Raw genomic sequence first — 13,388 nt, 5'->3', positions numbered from 1 at the left:
GGTAACTATTCCAGCTTTCCCTTGCTCGACAAAACACCTTCCACCCGGGGGTCGAACCCCGTGGCCTCGTCGAGAGCGCGGCCGAAGGCCTTGAAGATTCCCTCTATGATGTGGTGCAGGTTGTCCCCGTAGGCGAGGTTGACGTGGATGTTGGCTCCGGCGTGGTTGCAGAAGGCGACGAAGAACTCCTCCACCAACTCGGTGTCGAACTCCCCGACCTTGGCCTTGGGCATGTCGACGTTGAAGACCAGGAAGGGCCGTCCTGAGAAGTCGATGATCACCGAGGCGAGGGCCTCGTGCATCGGCATGGTGCCCCGGCCGTAGCGGCGGATGCCCGCCTTGTCGCCGAGGGCTTTTTTGAAAGCCTCGCCGAGGCAGATCCCCAGGTCCTCCACGGTGTGGTGGGCGTCGACCTCGATGTCCCCCTGCGCCTCCACCGTCAGGTCGAAGAAACCGTGCCTGGCCACCTGCGTCAGCATATGGTCGAAAAAGGGGACGCAGGAGACGATCCGGTTCTCTCCTTTGCCGTCGAGTTCCAGGGTCAGGCGGATTTGGGTTTCCTGGGTTTTGCGGTCGATGGTGGCGCTGCGGGCCATGGTTCCCTCCTGGAAAATCAGTTTCGGGTCACGAGTATTAAGTTTTAAGCGACCTAAAACCTAAAACTTGAAACCTAACACTGCTCTTTCAGCCTTATCGACACCGAACGGGCGTGGGCGCTAAGCCCTTCCAGTTCGGCGATGTGCACGATGTCCCTGCCGAGTCGCTCCAGCCCTCCGCGGGTAAAGGAGACGATACTCGACTTCTTGACGAAGTCATCGACCCCCAGGGGGGAGAAGAAGCGGGCTGTCCCGCCGGTGGGCAGGGTGTGGTTGGGGCCGGCCAGGTAGTCGCCGGCCGCCTCGGGGGTGTGGTGCCCCATGAAGACGGCGCCTGCGTGGCGGATCCTGGGAAGCACCTCGAAGGGGTTCTCCAGGGCCAACTCCAGGTGTTCGGGGGCGATGCGGTTGGAAAAGGCGATCGCCTCGTCGAGGTTGGCGGCGAGGATGATGGCGCCGTAGCTGTCGATGGACTGGCGGGCGATCCTCTCCCTGGGCAGCTCCCCCAGTTGTCTCTCCACTTCGCCGGCCACGGCCTGCGCGAAGCCCTCCTCGGTGGTGATGAGGACGGAGGAAGCCAGTTCGTCGTGTTCGGCCTGGGAGAGGAGGTCGGCGGCGATGTGGGCCGGCTCTCCCGAACCGTCGTTTATCACAAGGATCTCGCTGGGGCCGGCGATCATGTCGATGTCGACCTGGCCGAAGACCATCTGCTTGGCCGTCGCAACAAAGATGTTGCCGGGTCCGGTGATCTTGTCGACCCGCGGCACGCTCGCCGTGCCGTAGGCCAGGGCCGCCACCGCCTGGGCGCCGCCGACCTTGAATATCTGATCGACTCCGGCCAGGTGGGCCGCCGCCAGGACATGGGGGTTGACCTCCCCGCCCGGCATCGGCACGACCATCACGACCTGCTCGACCCCTGCGACCTTGGCCGGCACGGCGTTCATCAGCACCGAAGACGGGTAGGCCGCCTTGCCCCCGGGAACATAGATGCCGACCTTGTCGAGCGGCCGCACCATCTGCCCGAGCAGGATGTCCTCCTCCTCGGTGGAGAGCCAGGTCTTCTCCTTTTGCTTTTCGTGGAAGGCGGCGATGCGCCGGGTGGCCAGCTCGAGAACCGCCAGGGACTCTTTGCTGACAGCGGCCAGGGCCCGCTCCATCTCCTCGTCGGAGACGCGCAGGGTGTCGGCGGTCAGTTCCTGCCGGTCGAAGCGCCCCGTGTACTCGATGAGGGCCTCGTCCCCCCTTTGGCGCACCTCGGCGATGATCTCCCGGACGGTCTCTTCAACACCGGCCTGGGCGGTCTCCCCGCGCTCGACGATGCGGCGGAACGCCTCCTCGAAGTCGGGATCTGAAAATCGCAGCGTACGAATCATGACATGCTCCTCGCCCGTTGCCCCGGCGGGGGACTCAGACCGAAATGGTGGGCCGCTCGGCGACCACCTGCTCCAGCCCCTCGATGATCCGGGTGATCCGCTGGTGCTTTGTTTTGAGGCTCGCCCGGTTGACGATCAGCCGGGTGGTGACCTCGGCGATGGTCTCCACCTCCACCATGCCGTTGTCCCGAAGCGTCGCCCCCGTGGAGACCAGATCGACGATCCGCTCGGCCAGCCCGACCAGGGGCGCCAGCTCGATGGAACCGTAGAGCTTGATGAGCTCCACCTGGATGCCCTTGGCGGCGAAGTACTCCTCAGTGATGTTGGGATACTTGGTGGCCACCCGGATATTGGACCAGTTGGCCGGATCGTCCTCCCCGAGAAGCGCCTTGGGCTCGGCGACCACCATGCGGCAGTAGCCGAAGTTCAGGTCGAGGGGCTCGTAGAGGTCCTTGCCCTGCTCGAGAAGGGTGTCTTTGCCCACCACCCCCAGGTCGGCGCAGCCGTACTCCACGTAGGTCGGCACGTCGGTGGCGCGCACCGCCATGAACCGGTACCTGTCTTCCCGGTTTTCGAAGACCAGCTTGCGGCTGTCTTTCTCCATTTCGGGGCAGGTGATGCCGATCTTGCCCAGCATCTCCATGGAGTCCTGCATAATGCGCCCCTTCGGGAGGGCGAAAGTGATGTAGTCGCTCATGTCAAACCCTCGATGCCCGTGAAACGTGGCGAGGTGGGGGGTGAATACCCGGATCCATGCCTCGCCTCACTTGTCAGTGGCTTATTCCCTGACCCGCTCGATGGCGGCGCCCAGAGAGTTGAACTTCTCCTCGATTCTCTCATATCCGCGGTCCAGGTGGTAGACCCTGGAAATCTCCGTGGTGTTCTCCGCTGCCAGGCCGGCCAGAATCAGGCAGGCGCTGGCTCGCAGGTCGGTGGCCATGACCGGTGCGCCGAGCAGTCCCCTGACCCCCTTGACGGTGGCCATGTGCCCCTCGATGCTGATGTCGGCTCCCATTCGCTGCAACTCGCAGACGTGCATGAAGCGGTTTTCGAAAACGTTCTCGTTGATGATGCTGGTCCCCGAACCGAGGCTCATGAGGGCCATGAACTGGGCCTGCATGTCGGTGGGAAACCCGGGGTGGGGGATCGTCTTGATGTCAACGGGAAGGACTCGGCGAGGGCCCCTGACCCGGACCCCGCCCTGCTCCTCGATGACCTCCGCTCCGGCCTCGCGCAACTTGCTGATCACCGCCCCCAGGTGGGCCGGGTCCGCCCCCTCCACCCGGATGTCGCCGCGGGTGATGGCGGCGGCGACCATGAAGGTGCCGGCCTCGATGCGGTCGGCCATAACCGTGTGGCGCAGGGGCCGCAACTCGTCCACCCCCTCGATGGTCACCGTCTCGGTGCCGGCTCCCTCGACCCTGGCCCCCATCTTGTTCAGGGCCTCGGCAAGATCGACGATCTCCGGCTCGCAGGCGGCATTCTCCAGGACGGTGGTCCCTTTCGCCAGGGATGCGGCCATCATCAGGTTCTCGGTCCCCCCCACGGTGGGGATGTCGAAATAGATTCGGGCGCCATGCAGACGCTTGGCCCTGGCCTCGACGTAGCCGTGGTCGAGGGTGATCCGGGCGCCCATGGCTTCAAGGCCCTTCAGGTGCAGGTTGATGGGCCGTGCGCCGATGGCGCAGCCGCCGGGTAGGCTCACCCGCGCCTGACCGAGCCGGGCCAGCAGGGGGCCGAGCACCAGGACCGAGGCGCGCATGGTGCGCACCAAGTCGTAGGGGGCCTCCACCTCGCGCAGCTCCCCGACCTCCACTTCGAAGAGGTCGTCCCTCCATGAGACACCTGCGCCGAGGGTGGAGAGGAGCTTCTCCACTGTGGCGATATCGCGCAGCCGGGGGACGTTGTCCACCCGGTGAACTCCGGGCGCCAGCAGGGTGGCGAAGAGCAGGGGCAGGGCGGCGTTCTTGGCCCCGCTGACACGAACTTCGCCCCGAAGTCGCCGGCCGCCATGTATGATGATTTTTTCCAAATCCAGAACCGTTGCAGTCGTTAGATGTCTTGGTCGCTCAGACGGCCGCCCACCACCCGGCCGATTCCCGCGTAGTCCGCCCGGCAAAAGGTCTCGGTCAGCCCCGCCCGGTCCAGCAGGTCGCGCACCGCGTTGTCCTGTCCGGCCCCGACCTCCAATAGCAGCCAGCCTCCGCTGCGCAGGCAACCGGGAGCCTGGCGGGCCAGGTGCCGGTAGCAGTCCAGGCCGTCGGCGCCGCCGCACAGGGCGAGGTGCGGCTCGAAGCCGCCCACCTCCGGCATAAGCCCCGCCATCTCTCCCTTCGGGATGTAGGGGGGGTTGGAAACGATCAGGTCGTAGGGCCCGGCAGGCAGCCGGGCCAGGTCCCCCGCAATCCACTTCAGGCGCCCTTGTACTCCGTTGCGCCGGGCGTTTTCTGCCGCCACCTGAAGCGCTCCGGGCGAAATGTCGAACCCCGTGACCGACGCTCCGGGAAGTTCGTGCGACAGGGCCACGGCGATGGCGCCGCTGCCCGTCCCCACGTCGAGGACGATGCTGGAGGGGGTCGCCCTCTTCAGCGCCTCCTCCACAAGGATCTCCGTCTCCGGGCGGGGGATGAGGACATCCGGCCCGACCCGAAGCGGCAGGGACCAGAATTCCGTCTCTCCCTGGATGTAGGCCAGCGGCTCACGCCCGGCCCGCCGCTGAACCTGTTGCCGGAAGCGGCCGAGTTCCTCGGGGGTGAGGGGGCGGTCGAAATTCATGTAGAGCCCCACCCGGTCCAGGCCGAGAGTGTAGCCGAGAAGGAGTTCGGCGTCGAGCCGCCCCCCTTCGATCCCCTTTTGCGCGAAATGCCCCGCGGTCCACTGCAGGATGCGGAGCACCGTCCAGGTCTCGCCCAAGCTCAACCCTCCTGGCTGGCCATGGCCGCCGTCTGGGAATCGGTCACCAGGGCGTCGATGATCTCGTCGATCTCCCCCTGCATGATGGCGTCGAGGCGGTAGAGGGTCAGGCCGATGCGGTGATCGGTGCAGCGGCCCTGGGGAAAGTTGTAGGTGCGGATCCGCTCCGAGCGGTCGCCGCTGCCGACCTGGCTTTTGCGGTCGGCAGCCATCTGGGCATGCTGCTCGGCAAGCATGCTGTCGAGGATGCGCGACTTGAGGACCTTCATCGCCTTGGCCTTGTTCTTGTGCTGGGACTTCTCGTCCTGGCAGGAGACGACCACCCCGCTGGGGATGTGGGTGATGCGCACCGCGGACTCGGTCTTGTTGACGTGCTGCCCGCCGGCCCCCGAAGCCCTGTACACGTCGATGCGCAGGTCCGAGGGGTCGATGTCGACATCGACGTCCTCAGCCTCGGGTATCACCGCCACCGTGCAGGCGCTGGTGTGAATGCGCCCCTGGGCCTCGGTCTCCGGGACCCTCTGCACCCTGTGGGTGCCGCTCTCGAACTTGAGCCGCGAGTAGACCCGGTCGCCGCTGATCATGGCGATGACCTCTTTGCATCCGCCGGCGTCCGATTCGGAAAGGGTCATGATCTCAACCTTCCAGCGGTTTCCCTCGGCGTACCGGGTATACATGCGAAAAAGGTTTCCGGCGAACAGGGCCGCCTCGTCGCCGCCGGTGCCGGCGCGGATCTCGAGGATGATGTTCTTTTCGTAGTTGGGGTCCTTGGGAAGGAGCAGTATTTTGAGCTGCCCTTCGAGCTCCCCCTGGCGCTCCTCCAGTTCGAGGATCTCGGCCTTGGCCATCTCACGGATTTCCGGGTCGGAATCCTTTAGCAGTTCCCGGTTGCCTCCCAGTTCCTCGTTTGTCTTGCGGAGCTCCCCATAGACCTCGACAAGTTCCGACAGACCGGCGTGCTCCTTGGTCAACGCCCGGAACTTGCCCTGGTCGGCCATGGTGGCCGGGTCGGAAAGCAGGCCTTCGATTTCCCGAAAGCGGTCGACGACTTCTTCGAGTTTGCTGAACATAAGTAATTTAATTCGCCGACAGCTGTCGGCGGTCAGAAGGGGGGGAGGAGGCTCTTGTCAACAGGACCTCGAAGCGCGACGGACGAAGGGCGGCCCTACAGGTCAGCGTATTCCCGGCGCACCTCGGCCATCTGGCCGCAGGTAATCGGACCTTCAGGGCAGGCTCCCTGCAGGCAGCCGGGCCCCGCCTTGGCGAAGAGGCCGGGGGCGGTCTGCCGGACCAGGCGCAGCATCTCCTTGGCCAGGGCCCGTATTTCCCACTGGGCCCTGCGGCAGCAGCGCAGGTTGAAAAAATGGAGCAGTTCCCGGCCGTTCATGGTCAGAACGATCTTTGTGGCGGCGGCATTGGGCAGGACGAAGCGGGCGTCCTCGGCGGGAACTCCCGCCTCCATGAACTGCCGGTAGACCCCGTGGATCTCCTCCAGCAGGGCCTCGTAGCGCTCCAGAAGTTCGGGCTTTGCGGCAAGGGAAGGGGGCGTCACCGCGGCGAAGCGCTCCTTCAGGGCCACGTAGCGCTGGCTCTGCTGGCTGTAGGAGGCCAGCCGGTGACGCACCAGTTGATGGCTGCAGGCCCGGCTGATCCCCTCGACCCCGAAGGTAAACGAGGCGTGCTCCAGCACAGAGAGGTGGCCCAGATCGAGAATCTTGCCGATCAGGGTCTCGCTGTCGGCCCGGCTCTTCTCCTGAAGCTGGTCGATGGACGCAGCGGAGTAGCACAGGCGGGCGGCCGAGGCCACCACCTGCTCCGGATCGGGGGTATGGGTCAATAGTTGAACAAGCATGATCTGCCGGATCGAAAAAAAGAGACGGCCTCGATGGGCCGTCTCCGAAGCTTACTTGGGCTGCCCGTACTTTTTCCGGAAACGCTCGATGCGCCCCGCGGTGTCAATCAGCTTCTGTTTGCCGGTGAAGAAGGGGTGGCAGGAGGAGCAGATCTCCGTAGTGATGTCGCTGCCCTTGGTGGAGCGGGTCTCAAAGGTTGCGCCGCAGTGGCACTTGACCGTGACGTCTTCGTACTTGGGATGGATGCCTTCTCTCATGGGATTCTCCTCGGCGGCCTGGCTTGTACAGGCCTCGGTTCGGGTTGTGAAGTGCAAAGGGGACGGATACCACTTTTGGGGCCAATTTGCAAGAGCTTTGTCCGCCCCGAAGGGGTTACTGGTTCATGGAATCGAAAAATTCCTGGTTGGTTTTTGTATCGCTGAGTTTGTCCAGGAGGAACTCCATGCTGTCGACCACGTTCATGGAGGAGAGCACCTTGCGCAGCAGCCAGATGCGCTGCAGGCTGACCTGGTCCAGGAGAAGCTCTTCGCGGCGGGTGCCCGACTTGTTGATGTCGATGGCCGGGAAGGTGCGCTTGTCCACCAGGCGCCGGTCGAGGTGGAGCTCCGAATTGCCGGTGCCCTTGAACTCCTCGAAGATGACCTCGTCCATTTTGCTGCCGGTGTCGATCAGGGCGGTGGCGATAATGGTCAGGCTGCCGCCCTCCTCGATATTGCGCGCCGCACCGAAGAAGCGCTTCGGCTTGTGCAGGGCGTTGGAATCGACCCCGCCGGAGAGGATCTTCCCGGAGGGGGGGACCACCGTGTTGTAGGCGCGGGCAAGGCGAGTGATGGAATCGAGCAGGATGACCACGTCGCGCTTGTGCTCCACCAGGCGCTTGGCCTTTTCGATGACCATCTCGGCGACTTGGACGTGGCGGGTGGCCGGCTCGTCGAAGGTCGAGGAGATCACTTCGCCGTTGACGCTGCGCTGCATGTCCGTCACCTCCTCCGGGCGCTCGTCGATAAGGAGCACGATGAGGTAGACCTCGGGGTGGTTGGCGGTGATGGAGTTGGCGATGTTCTGCAGCAGCATCGTCTTGCCGGTGCGCGGCGGGGCCACGATCAGGCCGCGCTGGCCCTTGCCGATCGGACTCGCCAGGTCGATGACCCGCGCCGAGAGGTTGTCCGGCTCGGTCTCGAGAAGGATGCGCTCTTCGGGGTAGAGGGGGGTGAGGTTGTCGAAGAGGGTCTTGTCCCGGGCCACCGAAGGGTTCTCGAAGTTGACCTCGGAGACCTTGAGCAGGGCGAAGTAGCGTTCGCCCTCCTTGGGGGGCCGGATCTGACCCGAGACCGTATCGCCGGTCTTCAGGTTGAAGCGCCGGATCTGGGAGGGCGAGACGTAGATGTCGTCCGGCCCGGGCAGGTAGTTGGCGTCCGGTGCCCGCAGGAAACCGAACCCGTCGGGGAGGATCTCCAGGACTCCCTCGCCGAAAATGGCTCCGTTCTTTTCCGCAGTGGCGTTGAGGATGGCGAAGATGAGGTCCTGCTTGCGCATCCCGGCGGTGCCTTCAAGGTTCAGGTTGTTGGCAATGGCCGCCAGTTCAGTGGCCTTCTTCTCTTTCAGTTCTTTCAGGTTCATGGATTCTCCTCGGCCGCATGCTCTGCCGGACGCACCGCCCCGCGGTTTTTCGCCCGCGGGCTACAATGTAATGGGTAGGATTTTCGGTGTCTCTATGAGATTCAGAGGTCAAATTATGAGGTGGGTTGGCGGGGAGCTGCCCTTGATTCGGACACCCGCACAGGAGCGCGGCGGGTACCCCCGCCACTGGCGATTTAGATTTCTAAATGAACGAAAATTGAGTTTGGATGGGTTCCGAATGGACTGCTCAGGACTGCAACTTGACCGGAGGCTATCGAGGTGACTGTCACTTATCTATGTACTATCTTTGTCCGTACCTGTCAATCGGTTATTTTTCTTTTTTCCCAAAAGGGTCTTCTCCGGGCCGCTCTTCCGCCGGGGAAGGGCAGGGGGGGCAGGTCAGCGGACGCCCCCCTGCGGAACCAGGCGGTCTGGTTTTAGCTCGGATGCGATCTCCTCGAACAGTTTCCCGTAGCGGCGCGGAAAAGGGCTTCGGGCGAAGACTCCGCGCTCCGGTTCGGCCAGGGCGCGCTCCAGACCGGCGAGGGTGACGAACTTGACCTGCACCTGGTCGGTCAGGTTGTAGAAGGCCTCGTCGAAATCGGGGTACTGGAGCAGGGCAAAGGCCTTTCCCGGTGCCCCGGAGGATTCCCAGACCACCTCCCCCGAGGGCAAGACCACCATGGCGGTGGCGAGAAGGGCATTGAACTCGCCCTCGAGAAAGTTGAGCCGGGTGCGGTCCCAGCGCTTTTCCTTCCGGTCGATTCCGTTGAAAACGATCACCAGCAGTGCTTCGGCCGCCCCCTCCCGGGCCAGTTCGGCCGCCGCAGAAGGATTTAATCGGTATTGCCAGGTCTGTCCCGGCCCTTCTCCGGCGAGGGCTCGCTCCCGGACCAAGCGGGCATAAAGCCGGGCCGGGTCGCCGGAGATGGGCCTGATGTCGAAGAACTTGCGCCTCTCCTTGAGCAGGGCCGTCAGGCGACTCTCTTTCAGAACGTTGTGGCGGTAAAGGAGGTCAACGACCCCCTGGCGCTCGGGGTGTCCGATGGCGGAGCCCTCGTCCACCAGGAGGGGCAGGACCCCGAGGGTCCGGACCGCGGCCCGGTCCTTTTCCGCCCCGCCCGGCAACACGCCGGCGCAGCCGCTCAGCAGGACCAGGAGGGTAAACGCTAAAGCTCGCAACATGATGCACCTGCCTTTCAAACGAAAATGCCCGGCTTCGTCGCCTTCCTTGCCCGGTGCGAGGGCAGTCGGCCCACGGCGGGCAGTGCTGTCATGGAACAACGGTACCAGAAGACGGCTGGAAGGGGAAGAGGCCTGATGGGCGAAAGGGAAAGTCCTCTTCCTGGGGCACGCGGGTCGGTCTTCACCCTTCCGCCGGCCGGGACCGGGAAGGGACCCGCTTCAGGTCGAAATGGGCGATCGCCCAGGAAAGCACATCCCGGGCGGGCGCCAGGTCCAGGCCTGCGGGAGGCTGCTGGCCGAGAAACCTCAGCGCCCGGCAGAGGCTCCCCCCGCCTTCTTGGAGGTCGCCCCGTGCCAGCGTCCCGTGGCGTTTGCTGATCTTTTCGCCGTCGGGGGCCAGGGCCAGGGGCAGGTGGACGAAGCGGGGGGGCGGCCAGCCCAGGCAGGCATAAAGAAAGACCTGCCGTGGTGTAGAGGACAGAAGGTCCGCTCCCCTGACCACCTGGTTTACCCCGCATTCGGCATCGTCCACCACCACCGCGAGCTGGTAGGCAAAGAGCCCGTCGGCCCGGCGCAGCACGAAATCGCCCACCGCGCTGACCAGGTGTTGCTCTACGGCCCCGAAAAGGCCGTCGGCAAAGCAGACCTTCTCCTCCGGAACCCGGACCCGCAGCGCCCGGGGGCGCCGTCCAGCGGCAAGCCCGTGCCGGCAGGTTCCGGGATAAACGGGGCCCTCTTCGCCGGGATGAGGGGCGCTGGCCAGGATCTCCTTTCGGGTGCAGCCGCAGTCGAAGATCCGTCCCTGCTCTCGCAGTCGCTCCAGTGCCGCTTCGTAGCGGTCGGTGCGGCGGCTCTGGTAGAGCACTTCTTCGTCCCACTCGAACCCGAGCGCCTCCAGGGTCCACAGGATCTCGTCCGCCGCCCCGGGGACGACCCGCGGGGTGTCCAGGTCCTCCATGCGCATCAGCCACTTTCCCCCGGTCTGCCGGGCGAGACAATAGCTGCCGACCGCCGTGACCAGGGAGCCGAAATGGAGCGCACCCGTAGGACTGGGGGCAAAGCGGCCGACGGTCGGTTGGGGTGTCGGGTGCTGACGGTCCATGAAGAAATAACTCCGGGAAACAAGGTCCCATGATGATGCCCAGCCGGCGGCCCCCTGTCAACAGCCCACGCGGAGGGGGTCCGGGGCGGGAAAGAGAATTCCATTGACTTTTCCCGGAAACCCCTCTAAGTAGAACACTGTTATTTATTTTGCGGCACCTTGGTGGTGGGAATGCGATCGTTCCGGCAAGACGTTTTCCCTGTAAGGATTTAATTTTACAAACACTGTCTTTTGTGGAGGGGTCATGCCGAAGAGAATCGTGGTTATCGATGACAGCGAATTGGTTCTGGCCATCGCCTCCGAGGCTCTGGAACAGGCCGGATTCGAGGTGTTCACCGCCGGATCCGGGATCGAGGCCAACAGCATCATCTACTCTCCGATGCGCCGGCCCGACCTCATCCTCCTCGACGTCATGATGCCGATGCTCAACGGCGACCGCAAGGTCCGTCTTCTCAAGGAGCGCGAGGCCAGTCGTCACATCCCTGTTCTGCTCATGTCCACCAAGCCGGCCGAAGAACTGGAAGGCTTGGCACGCTCCTCTGGGGCCGACGGCTTTTTGCGCAAGCCCTTCACCGCTCTCTCCTTGACGCGGCGGGTCCGCCAGGCCCTTGCGGAAACCGCGCGGGGCGCCGCCTGAACCGCTTTTCCCGATCCGGGGCATGACCCCGGCCTTGACAAAACCCCTCCCGGGAGGTATCCATTACCCCATCGGTAATCTATTGGGAGGCTGGCAATGATCATCACCCGTGCAACCGAGTACGCCATTCGGGCCCTGCTCTTCATGGCCAAGCAACCCCGTGGGGAGATCGTCCTCAAGAAGGACATTTGCAGGACCCAGGGAGTCACGCCGGCGTTCCTCACAAAACTCCTCCAGCCTCTCATAAAGGAAGGCATCGTCGGTTCCCAGCGAGGCGTGGGAGGTGGGTTTTACCTTCTCAAGGCCCCCGCCGAAGTCACCCTTCTCGACGTTGTCAAGGCCGAAGAAGGCCCTCTCTACCTCAACCAGTGCCTGGCCCATGACGGTTTTTGCGACCGGGACGTCTTCTGCCCTATGCACGGAGCCTGGAGGGAAGTTCAGGACGAGATCATGGCCATTCTCGACCGCTACAACTTCGCCCACCTTGCCCGGCAGGAGACACTGAACCTGGGGGCTCTGGCCGAGAAGGGAAAAATGTCGAAAAAGGACACCCCGGCCGAGTGAACCGCGCAGGGCAGGGATCGCGAGAAATGACCGACGGCCGCACCGAATGAAGATCGGTGCGGCCGTCGGTTTTGGGCAGCTAAAAAACACCCTGGAGACCAGGAGGGCAAGTCGTCCAGGGCGATGAAGGAAGCTGCGTCCAGCTCCCCTTGAAATCACTTGTGCTTTAAATTGTACGTCCTGAACGCCCCTCCGTCAAATTGGCAGGGCTATTTGACATAGTCCTCGGGGTAGGCGTGGATGCTGTGGATCGACAGGTCCGGACCGGCGAACTGCTCCTCGTCCTCCATGCGGAAGCCGAATACCCTGGAGATAATAAAGTAGACCACGGTGCCGGTCACCAGGGCGTAAGCCACGGCCAGCAGGCTTCCTGCCAGCTGACTCATAAAGGACACTCCCCCCATTCCCCCGAAAAGCGGACCGCCGAAAATCCCCGCGGAAATCCCCCCCCCAGGTGCCGACAATGCCGTGCAGGGGCCAGACCCCGAGCACGTCGTCGATGCGCAGTTTCTCCTGCTCCCACTGAAAGCCGTAGACGAAGATCAGCGATCCCAGCCCGCCGATGGCGAAGGCCGCGATCGGGTGCACCAGGTCTGAACCGGCGCAGATGGCGATCAGGCCGGCCAGGGCGCCGTTGTGCACGAAGCCGGGATCGTTCTTGCTCGCCACGAGGGCGAAGAGGACGCCTCCGACCATGGCCATCAGGGAATTGACCGCCACCAGCCCGGAGATCCCCTCCAGGCTCTGGGCGCTCATCACGTTGAAGCCGAACCAACCCACGGCGAGGATCCAGCTGCCGAGGGCGAGGAAGGGAATGTTGCTGACAGGGATGGGCTGGCTTTTGCCGCGCACGAAGCGGTTCAGCCGGGGGCCGAGAATAAGGACCGCGGGCAGGGCGAGCCAGCCGCCCATGGAATGGACCACCACGCTGCCGGCGAAGTCGTGGAAGGGGGCCCCGAACGTGCTCTCGAAGAAAGCCTGCAGACCGCCGCTGTTCCGCCCCCAGATAAACGACTCGAACAGGGGGTAGGTCAGCCCCGCGAAGACCGCCCCGGCCAGGACCTGGGGCCAGAAGCGGGCGCGCTCGGCAATGCCGCCGGAGATGATGGCCGGGATGCAGGCCGCGAAACATAGCAGGAAGAAGAAGCGGACCAGCTCGAAGCCCTGGTTTCCGCCGAGCAACTCCCCCGCGGGGACCAGGAAGTGGACCCCGTAGGCGATGGGGTAGCCGATCATGAAATAGACGACCGTGGAAACGGACCAGTCGGAGAGGATTTTGACGAAGGCGTTGACCTGGCTCTTCTTGCGAACCGTGCCCACCTCCAGAAAAGCGAAACCGGCGTGCATGGCAAAGACCATGACCGCGCCCAGCATGAGAAACAGCACGTCACCGCCGTGCTGCAGGGATTGCACCGTAGACTCCATCGTCCAAGACCTCCTCGTCTTATTTTTCGGCGACGCCGCTGTCGCCGAAGTTGTCGAGGTCCTCTTTCAACTCCCATGCCGTCCTTAAAAGCGCCTCGTTTCGGGGGGGGCGGAGATCCA

General features: G+C 64.0%; 13 protein-coding genes and 1 pseudogene. 2 read left to right on the top strand and 12 right to left on the bottom strand.

Translation table 11 applies throughout. The annotated features are described in order from the left end of the window. Positions 1 to 5: 5 nt before the first annotated feature. The 11 genes from hisB to gluQRS form a co-directional block, all read right to left on the bottom strand. Entirely contained in the window at positions 6 to 596 is a 591-nt protein-coding gene (gene hisB, locus C0617_RS10280) for an imidazoleglycerol-phosphate dehydratase HisB (RefSeq protein ID WP_291316935.1), read from the bottom strand. 74 nt (positions 597 to 670) lie between these two features. Continuing rightward, a complete protein-coding gene (gene hisD / locus C0617_RS10275; protein ID WP_291316934.1) occupies positions 671 to 1,969 on the bottom strand; it encodes a histidinol dehydrogenase in 1,299 nt (432 codons plus the stop codon). Positions 1,970 to 2,003: 34 nt separating this feature from the next. Beyond that, positions 2,004 to 2,666 (bottom strand): ATP phosphoribosyltransferase, encoded by a 663-nt coding sequence (gene hisG / locus C0617_RS10270; RefSeq protein WP_291316933.1) that lies wholly within the window; start codon positions 2,664 to 2,666, stop codon positions 2,004 to 2,006. Between the two features lie 81 nt (positions 2,667 to 2,747). After that, a complete protein-coding gene (murA, locus tag C0617_RS10265; protein ID WP_291316932.1) occupies positions 2,748 to 4,001 on the bottom strand; it encodes a UDP-N-acetylglucosamine 1-carboxyvinyltransferase in 1,254 nt (417 codons plus the stop codon). Positions 4,002 to 4,021: 20 nt separating this feature from the next. Beyond that, positions 4,022 to 4,882 carry a peptide chain release factor N(5)-glutamine methyltransferase gene (gene prmC, locus C0617_RS10260; protein ID WP_291316931.1) on the bottom strand — a complete coding sequence of 287 codons (861 nt, stop codon included), beginning with the start codon at positions 4,880 to 4,882 and terminating at the stop codon, positions 4,022 to 4,024. Positions 4,883 to 4,884: 2 nt separating this feature from the next. Beyond that, entirely contained in the window at positions 4,885 to 5,952 is a 1,068-nt protein-coding gene (gene prfA / locus C0617_RS10255; RefSeq protein WP_291316930.1) for a peptide chain release factor 1, read from the bottom strand. Positions 5,953 to 6,047: 95 nt separating this feature from the next. After that, positions 6,048 to 6,734 (bottom strand): FAD-dependent thymidylate synthase, encoded by a 687-nt coding sequence (gene thyX / locus C0617_RS10250; RefSeq protein ID WP_291316929.1) that lies wholly within the window; start codon positions 6,732 to 6,734, stop codon positions 6,048 to 6,050. Between the two features lie 51 nt (positions 6,735 to 6,785). Beyond that, positions 6,786 to 6,992: a 50S ribosomal protein L31 gene (gene rpmE, locus C0617_RS10245; RefSeq protein ID WP_291316928.1), complete on the bottom strand. Its 207-nt coding sequence runs from the start codon at positions 6,990 to 6,992 to the stop codon at positions 6,786 to 6,788. A gap of 115 nt (positions 6,993 to 7,107) precedes the next feature. Continuing rightward, a complete protein-coding gene (rho, locus tag C0617_RS10240) occupies positions 7,108 to 8,355 on the bottom strand; it encodes a transcription termination factor Rho (RefSeq protein WP_291316927.1) in 1,248 nt (415 codons plus the stop codon). Positions 8,356 to 8,754: 399 nt separating this feature from the next. Beyond that, positions 8,755 to 9,540 (bottom strand): hypothetical protein, encoded by a 786-nt coding sequence (locus C0617_RS10235; protein WP_291316926.1) that lies wholly within the window; start codon positions 9,538 to 9,540, stop codon positions 8,755 to 8,757. 181 nt (positions 9,541 to 9,721) lie between these two features. Continuing rightward, the gene (gene gluQRS, locus C0617_RS10230; RefSeq protein WP_291316925.1) at positions 9,722 to 10,642 is read right to left on the bottom strand and encodes a tRNA glutamyl-Q(34) synthetase GluQRS; all 921 of its coding nucleotides are present in this window, start codon (positions 10,640 to 10,642) and stop codon (positions 9,722 to 9,724) included. Between the two features lie 244 nt (positions 10,643 to 10,886). On the opposite strand from gluQRS, the gene C0617_RS10225 reads away from it, so the two are divergent. Both C0617_RS10225 and C0617_RS10220 read left to right on the top strand, forming a co-directional pair. Next, the gene (locus tag C0617_RS10225; protein WP_291316924.1) at positions 10,887 to 11,279 is read left to right on the top strand and encodes a response regulator; all 393 of its coding nucleotides are present in this window, start codon (positions 10,887 to 10,889) and stop codon (positions 11,277 to 11,279) included. A gap of 96 nt (positions 11,280 to 11,375) precedes the next feature. Then, positions 11,376 to 11,843, top strand: a complete 468-nt coding sequence (locus C0617_RS10220; protein ID WP_291316923.1) for an Rrf2 family transcriptional regulator — start codon at positions 11,376 to 11,378, stop codon at positions 11,841 to 11,843. Between the two features lie 209 nt (positions 11,844 to 12,052). On the opposite strand, the pseudogene C0617_RS10210 reads toward C0617_RS10220, so the two are convergent. After that, positions 12,053 to 13,268 (bottom strand): annotated as a pseudogene (locus tag C0617_RS10210) (ammonium transporter). Between the last annotated feature and the right edge of the window lie 120 nt (positions 13,269 to 13,388).

It is taken from the genome of Desulfuromonas sp., from assembly GCF_002868845.1.
Lineage (GTDB): Bacteria > Desulfobacterota > Desulfuromonadia > Desulfuromonadales > BM501 > BM501.
This window is presented reverse-complemented; position numbering and strand designations above follow the sequence as displayed.